At 64.5% G+C, this 18,439-nt stretch carries 17 protein-coding genes; 9 read left to right on the plus strand and 8 right to left on the minus strand.

The window, feature by feature from the left end:
* Nucleotides 1–202: 202 nt before the first annotated feature.
* The gene (locus ACTXG9_RS01715; protein WP_111102775.1) at nucleotides 203–577 is read left to right on the plus strand and encodes a hypothetical protein; all 375 of its coding nucleotides are present in this window, start codon (nucleotides 203–205) and stop codon (nucleotides 575–577) included.
* Between the two features lie 73 nt (nucleotides 578–650).
* Here the strand turns inward: ACTXG9_RS01715 and ACTXG9_RS01720 are convergent, their stop codons facing one another.
* Complete coding sequence (locus tag ACTXG9_RS01720; RefSeq protein WP_456115631.1) at nucleotides 651–1,022, minus strand: DUF805 domain-containing protein; 372 nt, start codon at nucleotides 1,020–1,022, stop codon at nucleotides 651–653.
* 188 nt (nucleotides 1,023–1,210) lie between these two features.
* Nucleotides 1,211–2,488: a replication-associated recombination protein A gene (locus ACTXG9_RS01725; protein ID WP_238378447.1), complete on the minus strand. Its 1,278-nt coding sequence runs from the start codon at nucleotides 2,486–2,488 to the stop codon at nucleotides 1,211–1,213.
* Between the two features lie 321 nt (nucleotides 2,489–2,809).
* On the opposite strand from ACTXG9_RS01725, the gene ACTXG9_RS01730 reads away from it, so the two are divergent.
* Nucleotides 2,810–3,982: a hypothetical protein gene (locus ACTXG9_RS01730; RefSeq protein WP_456115632.1), complete on the plus strand. Its 1,173-nt coding sequence runs from the start codon at nucleotides 2,810–2,812 to the stop codon at nucleotides 3,980–3,982.
* Nucleotides 3,983–4,261: 279 nt separating this feature from the next.
* Complete coding sequence (locus ACTXG9_RS01735) at nucleotides 4,262–5,431, plus strand: hypothetical protein (protein ID WP_456115633.1); 1,170 nt, start codon at nucleotides 4,262–4,264, stop codon at nucleotides 5,429–5,431.
* A gap of 180 nt (nucleotides 5,432–5,611) precedes the next feature.
* Here the strand turns inward: ACTXG9_RS01735 and lolA are convergent, their stop codons facing one another.
* From lolA to ACTXG9_RS01750, 3 genes are all read right to left on the minus strand, one after another.
* A complete protein-coding gene (lolA, locus tag ACTXG9_RS01740; protein ID WP_111098319.1) occupies nucleotides 5,612–6,250 on the minus strand; it encodes an outer membrane lipoprotein chaperone LolA in 639 nt (212 codons plus the stop codon).
* Between the two features lie 111 nt (nucleotides 6,251–6,361).
* On the minus strand, nucleotides 6,362–8,305 hold the full coding sequence (locus ACTXG9_RS01745; protein ID WP_021201783.1) for a DUF3857 domain-containing protein: 1,944 nt from the start codon (nucleotides 8,303–8,305) through the stop codon (nucleotides 6,362–6,364).
* 39 nt (nucleotides 8,306–8,344) lie between these two features.
* A complete protein-coding gene (locus tag ACTXG9_RS01750) occupies nucleotides 8,345–10,705 on the minus strand; it encodes a DNA translocase FtsK (RefSeq protein ID WP_019659648.1) in 2,361 nt (786 codons plus the stop codon).
* A gap of 233 nt (nucleotides 10,706–10,938) precedes the next feature.
* On the opposite strand from ACTXG9_RS01750, the gene trxB reads away from it, so the two are divergent.
* From trxB to ACTXG9_RS01780, 6 genes are all read left to right on the plus strand, one after another.
* A complete protein-coding gene (gene trxB / locus ACTXG9_RS01755) occupies nucleotides 10,939–11,910 on the plus strand; it encodes a thioredoxin-disulfide reductase (protein ID WP_019659647.1) in 972 nt (323 codons plus the stop codon).
* A gap of 102 nt (nucleotides 11,911–12,012) precedes the next feature.
* Nucleotides 12,013–13,137, plus strand: a complete 1,125-nt coding sequence (locus tag ACTXG9_RS01760) for a GNAT family N-acetyltransferase (RefSeq protein WP_111104378.1) — start codon at nucleotides 12,013–12,015, stop codon at nucleotides 13,135–13,137.
* Nucleotides 13,138–13,239: 102 nt separating this feature from the next.
* Nucleotides 13,240–13,980 (plus strand): leucyl/phenylalanyl-tRNA--protein transferase, encoded by a 741-nt coding sequence (gene aat, locus ACTXG9_RS01765; RefSeq protein ID WP_134731970.1) that lies wholly within the window; start codon nucleotides 13,240–13,242, stop codon nucleotides 13,978–13,980.
* 86 nt (nucleotides 13,981–14,066) lie between these two features.
* Nucleotides 14,067–14,285 carry a translation initiation factor IF-1 gene (infA, locus tag ACTXG9_RS01770; RefSeq protein WP_005409596.1) on the plus strand — a complete coding sequence of 73 codons (219 nt, stop codon included), beginning with the start codon at nucleotides 14,067–14,069 and terminating at the stop codon, nucleotides 14,283–14,285.
* A 171-nt stretch (nucleotides 14,286–14,456) separates the two neighbouring features.
* Nucleotides 14,457–14,729 carry a hypothetical protein gene (locus tag ACTXG9_RS01775; RefSeq protein WP_019659642.1) on the plus strand — a complete coding sequence of 91 codons (273 nt, stop codon included), beginning with the start codon at nucleotides 14,457–14,459 and terminating at the stop codon, nucleotides 14,727–14,729.
* A 128-nt stretch (nucleotides 14,730–14,857) separates the two neighbouring features.
* Nucleotides 14,858–15,232 (plus strand): hypothetical protein, encoded by a 375-nt coding sequence (locus ACTXG9_RS01780; RefSeq protein ID WP_111104376.1) that lies wholly within the window; start codon nucleotides 14,858–14,860, stop codon nucleotides 15,230–15,232.
* A 48-nt stretch (nucleotides 15,233–15,280) separates the two neighbouring features.
* Here the strand turns inward: ACTXG9_RS01780 and ACTXG9_RS01785 are convergent, their stop codons facing one another.
* From ACTXG9_RS01785 to clpA, 3 genes are all read right to left on the minus strand, one after another.
* Nucleotides 15,281–15,568: a HigA family addiction module antitoxin gene (locus tag ACTXG9_RS01785; RefSeq protein ID WP_019659640.1), complete on the minus strand. Its 288-nt coding sequence runs from the start codon at nucleotides 15,566–15,568 to the stop codon at nucleotides 15,281–15,283.
* Between the two features lie 8 nt (nucleotides 15,569–15,576).
* The gene (locus ACTXG9_RS01790) at nucleotides 15,577–15,855 is read right to left on the minus strand and encodes a type II toxin-antitoxin system RelE/ParE family toxin (RefSeq protein WP_197575713.1); all 279 of its coding nucleotides are present in this window, start codon (nucleotides 15,853–15,855) and stop codon (nucleotides 15,577–15,579) included.
* Nucleotides 15,856–16,032: 177 nt separating this feature from the next.
* The gene (gene clpA, locus ACTXG9_RS01795) at nucleotides 16,033–18,318 is read right to left on the minus strand and encodes an ATP-dependent Clp protease ATP-binding subunit ClpA (protein WP_456115634.1); all 2,286 of its coding nucleotides are present in this window, start codon (nucleotides 18,316–18,318) and stop codon (nucleotides 16,033–16,035) included.
* Between the last annotated feature and the right edge of the window lie 121 nt (nucleotides 18,319–18,439).

The raw sequence follows: 18,439 nt of genomic DNA on the forward strand, positions 1-18,439 counted from the left end.
ATTTTCCCGGTTGCGCCGGAAACACCGAATCCACTATTTTGCCGGGCAGCGGGGCGCAGGAGCGCCCTTCCCTCGCAGGGCTGCGGATGGATGGGCGATCGAGCCATCGGCCGCGCCCTGTCCCTTGCCAAACCCATCCACGCATGGCGTGGATCTGCTCACCACCACCCACGGGAATGGATCCCGTGACTGCGAGAACACCTTGAAGCGCACCACCCTGATCGCCCTTTCCCTGGGCCTGCTCGCACCGCTGGCCGCCCATGCCGCACAGGACCTGCCAACGCTCTACCAGGCCTTTGAAGAAGCCGGCAATTCGTCACTGGGTATGGACGAACTCAACCAGACGGTGACATTCACTGCCGTGGCACTGAGCGTTTCCAGCAACCTGGCGGGCGAACCGCTGATCGAGGCCGGCGATGACCAGGGCAATGTCCTGGCCCGGCTGACCAGCGACGATGAGCAGCAGGCGGCCAAGCTGGGCGCGCTGGAAGAAGGCGCGACCTTCACCGCCAGCTGCACGCTGCAGTTCAGCTCGGGAACGGATTACCTGTCCTTCGGCGATTGCAGCATCAAGTAAGAAGGAAGCCGGCGAAACGCCGGCTTCGTTTTCCCGTCCTGTAGAAGTCGAGCCATGCTCGACTCACGCAGTCTCACGGCCCCGCAGGCACCGGGCCGTAGACGTTCTCCTGCGGTGTACCCGGCAGCAGCGCGAACACGAAGATCACCAGGCCACCGAACGGAACAAAGGCCAGCAGGTACAGCCAGCCCGACTGGTTGCAGTCATGCAGGCGGCGCACGGTGACGGCGATGACCGGCACGAACGTGGCCAGCCAGAACACGACGAACAGGATGATCGACGCGATGCCCAGCATGTCGGACTGCATCACCAGCCCGGCGATGAGCGGCACCATCAGGACGGCCGAGACGATCAACAGGAACAGCTGGAACATCCAGTACTCGCGACGGCTGGCGCGGCCCTCGAACTGGGCATAACGCTTCAACGGCAGAATCATTTCCTGCACGGCATCGATCCTTGAAAAAGTAGCCGCGCAGTCTGCCAAAGGAACGCCCGCAGGACAATGTGATGACGAACCACACTCGACCGCCATTAGCCCTGTAGAGCCGAGCCATGCTCGGCTGCTGTTTCCGCAGGTGCTGCTGGCTCGGTCCAGAGTGGAGTCGAGCGTGGCTCGACGCTACATGAGCCGACTCAACGGCCCTTTGCGGCCCGCGCCGCCTCGCGCTCGGCGCGCAGCCGATCCAGCTTTTCCTTCAGCTTGATCTCCAGGCCGCGCGGCACCGGGTTGTAGTACACCCGTTCGCCCATCGCGTCCGGAAAACCGGTCTGGTCCAGCGCGATGCCTCCTTCGGCATCGTGGTCGTACTGGTATTCGGCGCCGTAGCCCAGTTCCTTCATCAGCTTGGTCGGCGCATTGCGCAGGTGCAGCGGCACCTCTTCGGTACCGCTCTGGCGCACGTCGGCCTTGGCCTGGTTGAACGCGGCGTAGCCCGCGTTCGACTTGGCGGTGCTGGCCAGGTACAGCACCAACTGGGCGAACGCGAGCTCGCCTTCCGGGCTGCCCAGCCGCTCGTAGATGTCCCAGGCTTCCAGCGCCATGCTCTGCGCGCGCGGATCGGCCAGGCCGATGTCCTCGATGGCCATGCGGGTCAGCCGGCGCGCGAGATACGACGGATCGCAGCCGCCATCGAGCATGCGGGTCAGCCAGTACAGCGCAGCATCGGGGTTGGAGCTGCGCACGGACTTGTGCAGCGCCGAAATCTGGTCGTAGAACTGCTCGCCGCCCTTGTCGAAGCGGCGGGTACGGTCGGCCAGCACCTGGGTCAGGGTCTGCGGGGTGATGCGACCACCCTCCCCGCCCGCCAGTTCTGCGGCAATTTCCAACAGGGTCAGCGCACGGCGCACGTCACCATCGGCAGCGGTGGCGATTTCCAGCAGCAGCTCGGGAGCGACCTCGATACCCTCCTCGCCCAGGCCGCGCTCGCGATCCCCCAGCGCACGTTCCAGCGCTTCGACGATATCGGTTGGTGATACCGCTTCCAGCACATGCACGCGGCAACGCGACAGCAGCGCCGAATTCAGCTCGAACGATGGATTCTCGGTGGTGGCACCGACGAACAGGATGGTGCCGCGCTCGATATGCGGCAGGAACGCATCCTGCTGCGCCTTGTTGAAGCGATGTACCTCATCCACGAACAGCACGGTGCGGCGGCCTTCGGCGAAGCGTTGCGCGGCCTCGGCCAGCACCTGGCGCACCTCCGGCAGCCCGGACAGCACGGCAGAGATGGCGCGGAATTCCGCATCGGCGTACTCGGCCAGCAGCAGCGCCAGCGTGGTCTTGCCGCAGCCGGGCGGCCCCCACAGGATCATCGAATGCACGCGACCGGATTCGACTGCACGGCGCAGTGCGCTGTCCGGCGCCAGCAGGCGCTTCTGCCCGACCATTTCGTCCAGGGTGCGCGGGCGCATGCGCTCGGCCAGCGGGCGCAGGTGATCCCGATCGACGCTCAGTAGATCGGGGCCAGGGAAGGAAGTGGAGCGATGTCTTGGCACGCGGCTATTGTACCGCGCCGCCCAACGGTAGCGCCGGGCCATGCCCGGCGGATCAGGCCGCAGGGATCAGTAGTGCCGGCCGCTGGCCGGCAGCTTGGCAATGTGTCGGAAATGAGCCGAAGCCGCCGCAGCCAATTCTTCGGTAAGCCACTGATTCACATGGAGTGTACTTTCCCGGGGGTCGTGCACCCTCGTCAGTAGCCGAGAATTTGGAACTCAACCCTTCAGGACCCAAGCGTGCGAGATCCCGAATCCAATCTCCTTGAGTTCATTGCTGGCTGCGCGGTCGACGAGGACATCTACTATCTGGCTGCCGCCCTTGGCCCCGGGCATGACTACTACGACCCGGATCCCGGCCCACCCACCCGCATGTTCGTCTTTGGCCGCACCCCCAAAGAGGAGTGGTTCTACCATGACCTGCAGGACTTCCAGGTCATGTCCACACAGTTTGTTCCAGAGGAGGAAGGCGGCCGCCCCCGTCGTGTGCTTGCCCTGGATTTCCATGGGCAGCTGGAAGATTACTCCCGTGCTGGGGCCACGATCGAGTACGTCTCGGCGGAAGGCGCCGACTTCCCCGGAGGTCTTACCTGTTTGCGATTGCTGGGCGACGACCTTTTCTGCGCGGGCACAAGAGGACAGATCCATCATCGGGGTGAAGCCGGATGGCAGCAGCTTCCAACCCAATTCGCGACTGTCTTCTGCGAGGAGGACGAAGACGACTCGGACCTGGATGACTTCGACAGTTGGCTCGACGATTTCGGCCATCTGCTCGAACTGGGCGATTTTCCCGCACTTCCTCAAGATCCGATGGAATGCGACGCAGAGCTTCGCCGGAGATTCGCCGATTGGCGCGCTCACATGACCGGTGTACGGGAGGATGGAGGATTCAACCAGCTACTCGCTGAGTTCCACGTGGGCAGCGTGAACGACCTCTGCGGAACGGGCTTTGCCGACCTCTACGCAATCGGCTCCCATGGCTTGATTGCGCACTGGGATGGCTCGAGCTGGACCGTGCCCGAACAAGTCACTACTGCGGAGCTGTTTCATGCTTGCAGGACTGACCAAGGCCGCCTCGTCTTTGTAGGCATGGACGGCACCATCGTTACGGGCGACATCTCCACTGGATTCGAGTGCCTGCACCACGAGGTCGGCGAAGCCATCAGCTTCAACTCTGCTTGCCAGTACAAGCAACAGGTTTACATCGGCTCGGAGAATGGCGGCCTCTACGTCTACAGTCTAGAAACCGGCGTAGTTGAACCGTTGCTGGAAAGCATCCCCGAAGAACTGAGAGATGCAACGATTGTTGATATCAGTTCCGCCGGTAGCGTGCTGTGGGTGCTGGCGCCCTGGGACCTGATTCGATTTGATGGCACCGCGTGGCAGGTGATCGTTCATCCGGACAACGGATGAGCCGGCCGCCGGCCGGCCGGCCGGCAGATCCCAAGCGTGCCAGCCAACGGTTGGCACCCACCAGAGCAGGTAGCGCCGGGCCATACCCGGCGGATCAGGCCGCAGGGATCGATAGTGCCGGCCGCTGGCCGGCAGCCTGGCAATGTGTCGGAAATGAGCCGAAGCCGCCGCAGCCAATTCATCGGTAAGCCACTGATTCACATGGAACGCCCTTTCTCGGGGGCCGTGCATCCTCATCAGTAGCCGAGAATTTGCAACTCAACCATCCAGGCCCCACTCGTGCGCGATCCCGAATCCAATGTCCTTGAGTTCGTTGCCGGCTGCGCTGTCGATGCGAACATTTACTACTTGGCTGCAAGGATTGGTCCGGGGCACGAATGCTACGACCCGGATCCGGGCCCGCCCTCCCGGATGTTCTTTTATCAACATCAAACGGATGAGAAATGGTTCTATCACGACCTGTCCGACTGGCAGGTCGAGTCCACCATCTTCGTCCCTGAACAACAGGACGGACGCGCTCGTCGAGTATTGGCTCTTGACTACTACGGCCAGCTTGAGGATCTCGCTCGAGCAGGCACGACATGCGAGTACATTTCACATGAAGGTGACGACTTTTCCGGTGGCCTGACCCGGATCCGGCAGCTGGGTGAGGATCTTTTCTGCTGCGGAGTGCACGGCATGATCTATCACCGCAGCGAAGCAGGTTGGGAGCAGCTTCCTACTCACTTCCCTGCTGCCGAACATCAGATCTGCGAAGACGATCCTGATCTGGATGATTTCGACAACTGGCTTGACTGCGTTGGCCACCTGTTCGAACTGGACGGTGTGCCACCGCTACCAGCTGACCCGGCGGAGCGCGACGCAGAGCTTCGGCGAAGATTCGAAGAATCACGCGCTGATCTGGCTCGAATCGGGAAGGATCATGCGCTCGACCAACTGCTGGCTGACTTTGACCTGGCCAGTGTGAATGACCTCTGCGGAACCGGCTTTACCGATCTCTATGCGATCGGTTCTGACGGCCTGATTGCGCACTGGGATGGCGCGACCTGGACCATTCCAGAGCAGATCACGTTCGCTGAACTGCTGCATGCATCCAAAACGGATTGGGGCGAACTGTTCCTGGTCGGTACAGAGGCAACAATCGTAACGGGTCAGATCAATACGGGATTCACGCCCATCCCGCATCAGATCAGCCCTGACGTACCGTTCTACTGCTCCTGCCAGTACGGGCAGTCCATCTACATCGGCTCGGAGAATGGACTCTATCTCTACAGCCCCACCTCTGGAGTGGTTGAACGCTTGGATGCGGGCATTCCTGAAGAACTGGTGGACGCCGCCATTAACGACATCAGTTGCGCCGATGGGGTGCTGTGGGTGTTGACGCAGTGGGATCTGGTGCGATTTGATGGCCTCAACTGGCAGGTCATCGTTCACCCGGACAACGGATGAGCTGGCCGAGCGCGTGCCAACCAAGGTTGGCACTTAACAGAGCGGGTCAGGTCGGATCACGGCAGCACCGAACCCTGCCCGCAGGATCAGGCCACAGGTTCGGTAGTGCCGGCCGCTGGCCGGCAGATCAACAGCGTGTCAACCAAGGTTGACACCCACCACGGCGTTTCCGCCCAGAGATCAATTACCGATAACGTCGGTGCCCTTGGGCGGCGTAAAGCTGAAGGTGCCAGCCGCGAAGCCCGGGTTGCGCTTCCAGCCGCTGAAGCTGATCACGGTACGCTGGCCAACCGCATCGGTGATTTCCATCTTGGCCAGGCCCTGGGCGTTGAAGCCCAGCGCGGCGTACTGGAAGCTGGCTTCGGTCTCGCGCTTCGGCGACAGCGACAGCCACTGCAGGCCGTCGCGCTGCGCGGCCTCTTCACTGACGTCGTACTGCTGCTCCAGCAGCGCCGGGTTGATCAGTGCGGTCAGCGGGCTGTTCTGCTCTTCCTTGCCCTGCTCGCGCACGGTGGCCTGCTCCAGGTCCGGCTCGTACATCCAGACCTTCTTGCCATCAGCCACGATCAGCTGTTCGTGCGGGCGCACGTATTCCCAGCGGAACAGGCGCGGCGCCGACAGCGCCACACGGCCACTGGTCGATTCCTTCACCTTGCCACGGCTGTCGAACACCTGCTGGCTGAACTGGCCATCCAGCCCCTTCAGGCCACTGGTGAAGATCTTCAGGTCATCGCGGGCGCCAGCCCAGGCGCTGCCAGCGGCGGCGCAGGCCACGGCCAGGGTGGTGGTGGCAAGGAAACGGCGGAAGCGGAAGTTCATGCGGGAATCCTGTGGGCGCGGGCGCCAGGAAAGGTGGTTGCCAGTGTGCCCGGGGAAAGATGAATGGGCGATCAGGGCGACATTATGCCGCCCTGAACGTCCATCGGCGATTCAGCCACCGGATCCCGGCAGCTTGCCGTACAGCACCTGGCCACGGAAGCCACGCCGCACTTCGCGATACAGCGCGCGGAACGCCGGATAGTCCTGCGGCTGGCACAATGCCTCCGGGCCGCGCACCGCATTCTGCTGCAAGCGGTGGTGCACGATCACCTCCTGGCCCTCGCGACTCCAGTCCACGCGGTACTCGCCGGCGGCATTGGCGAAACGCTGGCTGGCCGGAATGGCGATGATCGGCGCGTTGGCCGGGAACTGCAGGCGATAGGTTTCCTCGCGCAGGCTGGCATTGCAGTAGAACGGCGTCTCGTTGGCCGGCGCCGAGGCGGTAGCGTACAGGCCACGCACCGACTCGCCACCTGGCGGGTCCGGCACGGCCATGCCGCCGGCCACGCTGAAGTCGGCGTAGTCCTCGGCCTGGAACGCCATGCGATAGCCAAACGGCCGGGTCAGGTCGACCGGCACGCCCTGGATCTGCAGCTGCCCTCGCCCGTCGAAACCGGACGCGGCCATGATCTGCTCCTCGGCGCGCGCACGGTTCTGCGCGTTGAGCTGGGAGAACTGGGCGCGCATGCCGATCTCGGCGTTCTCGCCCAGCTTCGGAATCGTCTCGCCGCGCAGGTTGCCGTTGGCATCAAACGTGAAACGCACCTCCATCGACGTCGCATTGCGCTCCGGCGTATTGGCCGGGGTACGCGCCAGCGTAGCGTCACGGGTACGCATCACCGGTGCACCCAGGTCACCCTCTGGCAGCTGACCGAAGCGCGCCCACGCGGTGGTCGAATCGAGGTACAGATCGAATTCGGGGATGTAGGTGATGGCGTGGTTGAAGCGGCCCAGCACCGGAATCTTCGGCAGCGTCGGGCCACCGCCCGCACCGATCAGCACCGGCGAGCTGGCGATGCCCTTGGCCGCCAGCAGCGCCTCCAGGATCGTCACATGGTCCTTGCAGTCGCCGTAGTGGTTGTCGAGGATGCTCTGCGCGCTGTTCGGCTCCAGGCCGCCGTTGCCCAGGTACACCGCCACATAGCGGATGTTCTGCGCGACCCAGCGATACAGCGCATCAGCCTGCTCGCGGCGGTCACTGATGCCGGCGGTGATCTCATCAGCCAGCGCCTGCAGCGCCGGGGTCACCTCGGCCGCCGGGCCCGCCTTGAGCTGGTAGGCGCGCCCCATCTGCGACCAGTCACGATACGTGCTGGCCATGATGTTCGGGCCGAACTCCCAGCCCGCCGCCGACCAGTTCTGCGCCGGCATCGCCTCACGACGCTGGTAGCGCCAGCGCCATTGCGCCTGGCCGTTCTTCACCGTCGGCCGGTCACTACCCTGCACGCCGCGGCTGTCGACGAACATCGGCAGGTTGGCCGGCGCACTCAGGGTGACCTCGGCGTCCTCGTACTCGGTGAAGACGTTGAAGGTCTCCCACAGGCCGAAATAGCCCGGGAAGTACGGCGTAGCCTGGGTGCGGCGCACCTGGTAGTACAGGCGCGTGCCCGGGGCCAGGTTCGGGAACACGATCACCCGCACCTTGCGGTCGGCATACATCGCCGCCGAGGCGCTGGAGTAGCTCTCCTGGGTGTAGATGCGGTCGGCCGGCACGTCGCGGCGCTGGCCATCGGCGGTGATGGTGTAGGCACCGAGCACTTCCAGCGTCTCCATCTTTTCGCTGTAGCTCAGCCGCACCTGGCTGAACTGCTCGACGGAGGCCTTGGTCTTGAGAAGGACTTCGTAGGTTTCGGTCTGCACATTGCCCGCATCGGGCCGCACCTGGTAGTCGGCGCGGTAACGGACAATGCTGAAATTATTGCTGGCTTCGGTATCGCCGCTGGTGGAAGGCGGCGCCGTGGCGGGCGCGGAGGTGGCGGTGTCTGCCAGTGCCGGGCCGGCAGCCATCAGGGCTACCAGCGCCAGCGCCAGCGCGCTTGGTACGGGGTGAAGCATGCGTCGGTTCCTTGGACGTCGTGGGGGATACGTCGGGTCTTACTTCGGCGGCGGCGGTGCCAGCACCGTGCGGTCGCCGTTGTGCTCGGGCGGGCTGACCACGCCGGCCGCTTCCATGGCCTCGATCAGTCGCGCTGCACGGTTGTAGCCGATCTTCAGCCGGCGCTGCACGCCGGAAATCGAGGCGCGGCGGGTCTCGGTGACCACCCGCAGCGCTTCGTCATACAGCGGGTCGGACTCGTCGCCGGCTGCACTGGTCTCGGGCAGGCCGGTGGCACCGACGACCACGCCGTCGCCCATCGTCTGCACCTCGTCCAGCACCCCGTCGACATAGTCGGCCGGGCCCATCGCCTTGAGGTGCTCGACCACGCGGTGCACTTCATCGTCGGACACGAACGCACCGTGCACACGCTCGGGCAGCGCGGTGCCCGGCGGCAGGTACAGCATGTCGCCATGGCCGAGAAGGGTTTCCGCGCCGGACTGGTCGAGGATGGTGCGCGAGTCGATCTTGGAGCTGACCTGGAAGGCGATACGGGTCGGGATGTTGGCCTTGATCAGGCCGGTGATCACGTCCACCGACGGGCGCTGCGTGGCCAGGATCAGGTGGATGCCGGCCGCACGCGCCTTCTGCGCCAGGCGCGCGATCAGCTCTTCCACCTTCTTGCCGACGATCATCATCATGTCGGCGAATTCGTCGATGAAGATGACGATGAACGGCAGCGTTTCCAGCGGACGCGGTGCCTCGCCGAGCTCCGGGTTCGGCTTGAACAGCGGATCCATCAGCGGCTGGCCCGCGTCCTGGGCTTCCTTCACCTTCTTGTTGAAGCCAGCCAGGTTGCGCACGCCCACCGCGCTCATCAGCTTGTAGCGGCGCTCCATCTCGGCCACGCACCAGCGCAAGCCGTTGGCGGCCTCCTTCATGTCGGTGACCACCGGCGCCAGCAGGTGCGGGATGCCCTGGTAGACGCTCAGTTCGAGCATCTTCGGGTCGATCATCAGCATCCGCAGGTCTTTCGGCGAGGCCTTGAACAACAGGCTCAGCACCATCGCGTTGACCGCCACCGACTTGCCCGAACCGGTGGTACCGGCCACCAGCAGATGCGGCATGCGTGCCAGGTCGGCCACGGTCGGGCGACCGGCGATATCCTTGCCCAGCGCCAGGGTCAGCACACTGGCCGACTTGTCATATTCCTTCGAGCGCAGCAGTTCGGACAGGAAGATCATCTCGCGGGTGACATTGGGGATTTCCAGGCCGATCACCGACTTGCCCGGAATGACATCGACCACGCGCACCGACTTCACCGACAGGCCACGCGCGATGTCCTTGTCCAGCGAACTGATCTGGCTGACCTTGATACCCGGTGCTGGCTCGATCTCGAAGCGGGTGATGACCGGGCCGGGATTGGCGCCGACCACCTGCGCATCGATGCGGAAGTCCTTCAGCTTGAACTCGATCTGCCGCGACAGGGTTTCCAGTGTTTCTTCGTCGTAGCCCTTCGGCTGCGGCTTGGGATCATCCAGCAGCGCCAGCGGCGGCAGGTCGGAACCATCGCCGTTGACGCCGCGGAACATCGGAATCTGGGTATCGCGCTTGGCCCGATCACTCTTCTCGATCACCGGCTCCGGACGCGGCTCGATCTTCACCGGCTCGCGCTTGGCGCGCACCTCGGCGTCGGCCTTGCGTACTTCCTGGCGTTCCTCGCGCATCACCCGGGTCTGCTTCCACTCGGTGACTTCTTCCTTCTTGCGTTCCAGCAACGGCGCCAGCGACATCACGCCGCGGCCGATCTTCTCCATCACCGTGAACCAGGACAGCCCGGTGGCCAGGGTGATCGAGGCCAGCAGCAGCACCAGCACGAACAGGTTCGCCCCCAACGCGCCGAAGCCCACCGTGAGCGAATTGCCGACCAGCTTGCCGAGGATGCCGCCGGCACTGGCGACATCGCCACTGAACAGGCGCACATGCAGGAAGCCGGTGCCGGCGATCAGGAAACCGACCAGACCGACCAGGCGCAGTGCCGGATCCAGGTCGTTCTCGCCCTTGCTCTCGCGCTTGAGGCCGAACATGGCGATCCATGCCAGCGCGCCGAGCACCACCGGCAGCAGGAAGGCGATGTAGCCGAACAGCTGCAGCAGCACGTCGGCGATCCAGGCGCCGGCGCGGCCGCCCAGGTTGTGCACCGGCGCAACCACGCTGCCGGTGTGCGACCAGCCCGGATCAGTCGCTGAATAGGTGAAAAGACTGGCCGCCAGATACAGCAGGGCCGGCGCGATGGCGATCAGGCCCAGGTCGCGCCAGAGGCGCTGGCGGCGTGGATTGTCGGTCGTCGCCGCCGCGGCCGTGCGACGTGACGCCTTGCTGTCGTCGGACTTGGAGCGTTCGGGGACCTGCTTCGCCACCTTAGACCATACCTTTGGAATGCGCTGTTAGTGATTGATAATAAATGAGACGGCGTCAGTTTTCAGTTATGCGACGTCCGACAGGGCAATCCGAGGGCCGAAACCACTGCTGGATGACGGCGTTCCGTTCATCGGCTTGAATCGCCCTGCCCCAGCCGCCACTCTATGACCAGCCACGGATGCTGCGCAAACATCGCCAGCGCCTTGTCCCATCTACCTTTTCGCGAGTCTACATGAGCACCAGCCTGCCCTCCCGCCACCAGCGCCTCGTCATCCTCGGTTCCGGACCGGCCGGTTGGACCGCCGCCGTCTACGCCGCCCGTGCCAACCTGAAGCCGGTCGTCATCACCGGCCTGCAGCAGGGTGGCCAGCTGATGACCACCACCGAGGTGGACAACTGGCCGGGTGACGCCCACGGCCTGATGGGCCCGGACCTGATGGCGCGCATGCAGGCGCACGCCGAGCGCTTCGAGACCGAGGTCATCTTCGACCACATCCACACCGCCGACCTGTCGCAGCGCCCGTTCAAGCTGATCGGCGACAGCCACGAGTACACCTGCGATGCGCTGATCATCGCCACCGGCGCGACCGCCAAATACCTGGGCATCCCGACCGAAGAGACCTTCAAGGGCCGCGGTGTGTCCGCCTGCGCCACCTGTGACGGCTTCTTCTACCGCGACCAGGACGTGGTCGTGGTCGGCGGTGGCAACACCGCCGTGGAAGAGGCCCTTTACCTGTCCAACATCGCCCGCAAGGTCTATCTGGTCCACCGCCGCGACACCCTGAAGGCGGAAAAGATCATGCAGGACAAGCTGTTTGCCAAGGTTGCTGCCGGCAAGATCGAGACCGTCTGGCACCACCAGGTGGAGGAAGTGCTGGGCAACGACGCCGGCGTGACCGGCGTGCGCGTGAAGTCGACGCTGGACGGCAGTACCCGTGACATCGACGCCCACGGCTTCTTCGTGGCCATCGGCCACCATCCGAATACCCAGCTGTTCGACGGCCAGCTGGCGATGAACAACGGCTACCTGGAGATCCGCTCGGGCCTGGGCGGCAACGCCACCCAGACCTCGGTGGAAGGCGTATTTGCTGCCGGCGACGTGGCCGACCAGCACTACCGCCAGGCGATCACTTCGGCCGGCTTCGGCTGCATGGCCGCCTTGGACGCCGAGCGCTACCTGGACGCCCAGGGCAAGGCCAGCTGAGAGGCTGACCCGCTCCTGCAGGGTCGCGCCACACCCGACTCCGGATGATAGGCCGACGCCAGTGCGTCGGCCTTTCTGTTTCATCTGCCCTATCCTTCCCCCATGCCTTCCCCCCGCTTCCTCGACTCCCTGCAGTCCATTGCCGCGACCGACTGGGATGCCCTGCACGACGGCCGCAACCCCTTCGTCACCCATGCCTTCCTTTCCGGGCTTGAACAGCACGGTTGCCTGCGCGAGGACTGGGGCTGGCAGGCCCGGCACTTCACGCTCTGGGAAGGCAACACCCTGGTCGGCGCCATTCCGGGCTACCTGAAGACCAATTCGCACGGCGAGTTCGTGTTCGACCATGCCTGGGCCAACGCGTATGCGCGGCATGGCCGCGACTACTATCCGAAGTGGCTGGGCGCAGTACCTTACTCGCCGGTCACTGGCCCGCGGTTGTTGGCACGTCACGATTCAGGGCGCGCCGCCCTGCTTTCGGCATTGCGCGAGGCCCTGCCCGCGCTGGAGGTATCCTCGGCCCATATCAACTTCCACACCGCAGTGGACGAGGCCCTGTTCGGCGATGACTGGCTGCTGCGCGAGGACGTGCAGTTCCAGTGGCAGAACCCGGGTGACTGGGCGACATTCGAGCAGTTCCTCGGTGCGATGAACCACAAGCATCGGAAGAACATCCGCCAGGAACGGGCCAAGGTCACCCGCCAGGGCATCAGCTTCCGCGTGGTACACGGCGATGAAGCCAACCGTGCCGACCTGCAGGCGATGTACCGCTTCTACCTGCAGACCTTCCTCGAGTACGGCAACGCCCCGGCACTGACCGAGGCCTTCCTGCGCCATCTGGCCATTTCATTGGGACGCGGGCTGGTGCTGTTCCTGGCCGAACAGGACGGCGAGCCGATTGCCGGCGCGCTGTGCCTGCGCGGTGGCGACACGCTGTACGGCCGCTACTGGGGTGGCGCTACCCTGCCCGGCCTGCATTTCGAGGCCTGTTACTACCAGGGCATCGAGTACTGCCTGCGCGAAGGCCTGAGCCGTTTCGAGCCCGGCGCTCAGGGCGAGCACAAGCTGGCGCGGGGATTCCTGCCGACACTGGTGCGCAGCCGACACTGGGTGGCCGATCCGGAGTTCGCAGAAGCACTGCAGGACTGGTGCCGGCAGGAGCGGCAGAGTGTGCGGCGGTACCAGCAGGAATTGCAGGGGCATGGTCCGTTCCGCGTAGAGCCGTAGAATCGGGCCGGATGAGGCACCCGGAAAGGTGTGCCAACCAAGATTGGCACCGGCAGCGCGTGCGCATCCCAGTCGCATCACCACGGCGAATACAATGACGGCATGACCCGCCAGCTGCCCTGGCGCCTGGCCGATGCGCCGGACGCGCCCTTCCCTCCAGCCGAGACCGCCCTGCACCAGCCCGACGGCCTGCTCGCGGTGGGCGGCGACCTGCATCCGGTGCGCCTGCTCAATGCCTACGCCGGCGGTATCTTTCCTTGGTTCAGCGAGGGCGAGCCAATCCTGTGGTGGTCGCCAGACCCGCGCATGGTGTTCCGTACCGAGGGCGTGCACCTGTCCAGCCGCTTCCGCCGCCAGTTGCGCGGCAGCACGTGGGAGATCACCGCCGACACCGCTTTCAGTCGTGTGATGCGTGCCTGCGCCGCAGCACCGCGACCGGGCCAGGACGGTACGTGGATCAGCCCGGCGATGGTCGAGGCTTATGGCCAGCTGCACGACCTCGGCTTTGCCCATTCCTTCGAGGTCTGGGACCGGCAGACGCTGGTCGGCGGCATCTATGGGGTGGCGATCGGATCGATGTTTTTCGGCGAAAGCATGTTCAGTGGCGCCAGCGGCGGCTCCAAGATCGCCCTGGCCGCCCTCGCATCCACCCTGCGTGACTGGGGCTGGGAACTGATCGATGCCCAGGTGGAGAACCCGCACCTGCTGCGGATGGGCGCCGAGCACCTGCCGCGCGCGGACTTTCTGGAGCACGTCCGTCAGGCCGTACACCGTGACGGCCGTGAAGGCCCCTGGACCCAGGCGGTCGGACGCTTGCCAGCACGGCGTTTGGCCGGGGGTTAACACAAACTTTGCAAGCCGGGCCCATCACGCGTAAAATACCGCGCCTTAGGCCCAGCGTGGCCGTTTTCTGAACCGCACAGGACTACATGTCGAAAGACGATTCCATCGAGTTCGAGGGCACCGTCAGCGAGACGCTGCCGAACACCACTTTCCGCGTTCGTCTGGAAAATGGGCACGAAATCATCGCCCACATCTCCGGCCGCATGCGCAAGAACTACATCCGCATCCTCACCGGTGACCGGGTCAAGGTTGAAATGACCCCGTACGACCTGACCAAGGGCCGTATCACCTACCGCATGAAGTAAGCGGTCGGCGCATTGCGCCACTCCGACAGGGCCGGCCTCGCTTCCGGCCCTTTGTCGTGCACGGAATAAAGTCAAAGTCTCCGGGGCCGTTCGATTTTCGTCCTTGTCTGAAATCCAGCATCGCGCCGGAACTCTAGACTCAACGCGTTCTTCACAGAGGGCGCTGCGCGCATGACCTACCTGATCGTCCTGGACCCGCAGTCCGTCACCAGCCGCTGCTACGCCAGCAAGGGGCCGGACGGCACCTGGTTCGGCCAGCCCTGCCTGGTCTGTACCAGCATGGACGCATCCCACCCACTGTATCTGGCCGTGCAGCGCGAGGTCCCACACATGGGCAGCACACTCAAGCAGCGCCTGCATATTCCACATGAGGCAGTCGCATTCGTCATCGAGGATGGCGGCGACCAAGGGCGCCAGCAAGGATTCCGCTCAATCGCCGCCTGACGCGCCAAAGGTCATCGTGACCGATCTCACCGTGACGTCGGTCAGCCTTGCTTGCGGCAGATTCGCATTTGCAGCGGCTGCGGCAACCTGGAATCCGATCCAGTCCGGATCGCCGCCCCTGCCCCGCCATGAACCTGTCTTCCCTGCTGGTCCCCCTGGCTTTGTCTGCCATCACCCTGGCGCCGCCCGCCCATGCCGCTGGCACCCCGCCGGCGCAATGCGTACCACTGACCGGCGAACAGCAGATCGTTCGCGCCGGCGCTGACAGGAACGTCCTGCTTCGCGCCGGTGAAGACCACTATGTGGTGCATTTCCGCAACAGCTGCCCTTCTGCCGTGCTGGCCACCCGCCTCGGCTTCAAGACCGACGGCAAGGAGGCTGACCAGCTGTGCAGCGAGGGCCGAAGCGCTCTGGACACCGGTCGCGGCAGCTGCGAGGTTGCGCGCATCGAGCCGATCGATGCCGGGCGGTTCAAGCGCGAAGCGCGCCGCCGCAGCCGCTGACCCCGGAGAGGACAAGGGCGGCCGAAGCCGCCCTTGTCGCGAGATACGTCAACGCGTCGCGGCAACCAGCGACAACACTCTCGGTTGCGCGCGCTGCCGCGCCAACCAAAGATCGTAGCTGGATTGCAGCCCCATCCAGAAAACCGCGGTACTCACTCCCGCCATCTCCAGGCGGATAGCCAGGTCGGGACTGATGCCCGCCTTGCCGTTCAGGACCCGCGAAAGGGCCACCCGTGACATTGCCAGGCGCTCGGCCGCCTCGGTCACAGACAGATCCATTGGATCAAAGACCATTGCCTTGATCGTCTGCCCCGGATGCGGATGGTGATGAATCATGCGCGACCTCAGTGATAGTCCAGGTAATCCAGCAGCTCCACGTCGCTGCCGGTGAAACGGAAGGTAATCCGCCAGTTTCCGTTGACCCATACAGACCAATGTCCTTTCAGGCCGCCCCGGAGCTTATGCAGGCGCAGTCCGGGCATGGCCAGATCCTCAGGACCCGAAGCCACATCCAGGATCGTCAGGATCATCAACACCTTGCTGGCATGACTGTGGCGGATTCCACTACTGCTGCCGGAACGGTAGAACCGCTCAAGGCCCTTGTGACGAGAACCGATGATCATTACTGTATCCTGTATCGTTACGCGATACAAACAGGGCAGCACCCCATCGCGACCAGAAGACAGCATTGGCACCTGCATTCCGTTCAAGCAAGGCCGCAGACGACAGGCCCACTGGAAACAACAAGGGCGGCCGAAGCCGCCCTTGTCATTCCCAGTCTTTCACGCCAAGTCTTCAGCTCACTCCACCGTGACCGGCAGCAGCCGCTCCGGCTCGGCCTGGGTCTCGACCACCAGCTCGTCGTCGCGCACGTCGATGCTGACCTTGCCGCCGTTGACCAGCTTGCCGAACAGCAGCTCGTCGGCCAGCGGACGCTTGATCTTGTCCTGGATCACGCGGGCCATCGGACGGGCACCCATCAGCGGGTCGAAACCATGATGGGCCAGCCAGTCGCGCGCGGTCGGGGTGGCCGACAGGCTGACGTGCTTGTCCTGCAGCAGCATCTCCAGCTCGATCAGGAACTTGTCGACCACGCGCAGGATGTGCTCGAAGCCCAGCGCCTGGAACTGCACCACCGCGTCAAGACGGTTGCGGAATTCCGGGGTGAAGCTGCGGCGGATGGTCTCCATCGCGTCGGTGGCATGGTCCTGCTTGGTGAAGCCGATCGACCGCCGCGAGGCCTGCGCGGCGCCGGCATTGGTGGTCATCACCAGCACCACGTTCTTGAAGTTCGCTTCGCGACCGTTGGTATCGGTCAGCACACCGCGGTCCATCACCTGCAACAGGATGTTGAAGATGTCCGGATGCGCCTTCTCGATCTCATCCAGCAGCAGCACGCAATGCGGCGTTTTTACGATCTTCTCGGTCAGCAGGCCGCCCTGGTCGAAACCGACGTAGCCCGGAGGCGCGCCGATCAGGCGGCTGATCGAATGCGGCTCCATGTACTCGGACATGTCGAAGCGGACCAGCTCGATGCCCAGCTGCAACGCCAGCTGCTTGGTCACTTCGGTCTTGCCGACACCGGTCGGCCCGGCGAACAGGAAGTTGCCGATCGGCTTTTCCGGGTTGCCCAGGCCCGAACGGGCCAGCTTGATCGCCGAGGACAGCGTCTCGATGGCCGGGTCCTGGCCGAAGATCACCATCTTCAGGTTGCGCTCCAGGTGCTGCAGCACATCCTTGTCGGTGGCACTGACCTGCTTGGCCGGGATCCGCGCCATCTTGGCCACGATCGCCTCGACCTCCTCGACGTCGATCAGCTCCTTGCGCTGGCCTTCCGGCAGCAGGCGCTGGCGGGCACCGGCCTCGTCGATCACGTCGATGGCCTTGTCCGGCAGCAGGCGGTCGCCGATGTGCTTCACCGACAGGTCCACCGCCGCCTGCAGCGCTTCGTCCGAATAGGTCACGCTGTGGTGCAGCTCGTATTTGGACTTCAGGCCCTGCAGGATCTCGTAGGCCTCGCCCACGGTCGGCTCTACGATATCAATCTTCTGGAAGCGGCGGGCCAGCGCCCGGTCCTTCTCGAAGATGCCGCGATATTCCTGGAAGGTGGTCGAGCCGATGCAGCGCAGCTCGCCGGAGGCCAGCGCCGGCTTGATCAGGTTGGACGCATCCATGGTGCCACCCGACGCCGAGCCGGCGCCGATGATGGTGTGGATCTCGTCGATGAACAGCACGGCGTTGGGCACCTTCTTCAGCGCGGTCAACACACCCTTCAGCCGCTTCTCGAAGTCGCCGCGGTACTTGGTGCCGGCCACCAGCGCGCCCAGGTCGAGCGAGTAGATCACCGCGTCGGCCAGCACGTCGGGCACCGAGCCCTCGACGATGCGGCGGGCCAGGCCCTCGGCGATGGCGGTCTTGCCCACGCCAGCCTCGCCCACGTACAGCGGATTGTTCTTGCGGCGCCGGCACAGGACCTGGATGGTGCGCTCGATCTCATCGCCACGACCGACCAGCGGATCGATGCGGCCGGACCGGGCCTGTTCGTTGAGGTTGCTGGCGAATTCGGTCAGGGCATCGCCCTTCGGCTCGCCATCCCCGCCTTCCATGCGGCCCTCACCCTCGGAGGAAGAGGACGGCTGCTCGCCTTCCTCGCCCAGCTTGGCGATGCCGTGGGACAGGTAATTGACCACATCCAGCCGGGTGACATCCTGCTGGTTGAGGTAGTAGACAGCGTGGGAGTCCTTTTCGCCGAAGATGGCGACCAGCACGTTGGCGCCGGTGACCTCCTTCTTGCCCGAGGACTGCACGTGGTACACGGCCCGCTGCAGCACCCGCTGGAAGCCCAGGGTCGGCTGGGTGTCACGGCCGTCATCTTCGGCCAGGCGGGACACCGAGGCCTCGATGGCCTGCTCCAGCTCCTGGCGCAGGCGTTCGGCGTCGGCACCGCAGGCCTTCAGTACGGCCTGGGCGGACGGGTTGTCGAGCAGTGCCAACAGCAGGTGTTCGACCGTCATGAACTCATGCCGGGCCTCACGGGCGCGCTTGTAGCACTGGCCGATGGTGTGTTCGAGGTCTTTGCTGAACATGGATTACTCCGGCGGCAGATGGGAACAATATGCGGCCTGACTACGCGATTTCCATCACCCTAGCGGATTGCTGCGTTCAGATGGCGTTAGCACTGCAGAACGCTTGATCTTCATTCACTCC

This window comes from Stenotrophomonas maltophilia group sp. LNF247, assembly GCF_054083135.1.

Coding starts and splice junctions, on each gene's coding strand:
- ACTXG9_RS01725 (WP_238378447.1), bottom strand. CDS start 2,488: ATGCGCCCGCGCACCCTGGACGAAATGGTCGGGCAGAAGCGCCTGCTG.
- lolA (WP_111098319.1), bottom strand. CDS start 6,250: ATGAACTTCCGCTTCCGCCGTTTCCTTGCCACCACCACCCTGGCCGTG.
- ACTXG9_RS01745 (WP_021201783.1), bottom strand. CDS start 8,305: ATGCTTCACCCCGTACCAAGCGCGCTGGCGCTGGCGCTGGTAGCCCTG.
- trxB (WP_019659647.1), top strand. CDS start 10,939: ATGAGCACCAGCCTGCCCTCCCGCCACCAGCGCCTCGTCATCCTCGGT.
- ACTXG9_RS01760 (WP_111104378.1), top strand. CDS start 12,013: ATGCCTTCCCCCCGCTTCCTCGACTCCCTGCAGTCCATTGCCGCGACC.
- aat (WP_134731970.1), top strand. CDS start 13,240: ATGACCCGCCAGCTGCCCTGGCGCCTGGCCGATGCGCCGGACGCGCCC.
- infA (WP_005409596.1), top strand. CDS start 14,067: ATGTCGAAAGACGATTCCATCGAGTTCGAGGGCACCGTCAGCGAGACG.
- ACTXG9_RS01775 (WP_019659642.1), top strand. CDS start 14,457: ATGACCTACCTGATCGTCCTGGACCCGCAGTCCGTCACCAGCCGCTGC.
- ACTXG9_RS01780 (WP_111104376.1), top strand. CDS start 14,858: ATGAACCTGTCTTCCCTGCTGGTCCCCCTGGCTTTGTCTGCCATCACC.
- ACTXG9_RS01785 (WP_019659640.1), bottom strand. CDS start 15,568: ATGATTCATCACCATCCGCATCCGGGGCAGACGATCAAGGCAATGGTC.
- ACTXG9_RS01790 (WP_197575713.1), bottom strand. CDS start 15,855: ATGATCATCGGTTCTCGTCACAAGGGCCTTGAGCGGTTCTACCGTTCC.
- clpA (WP_456115634.1), bottom strand. CDS start 18,318: ATGTTCAGCAAAGACCTCGAACACACCATCGGCCAGTGCTACAAGCGC.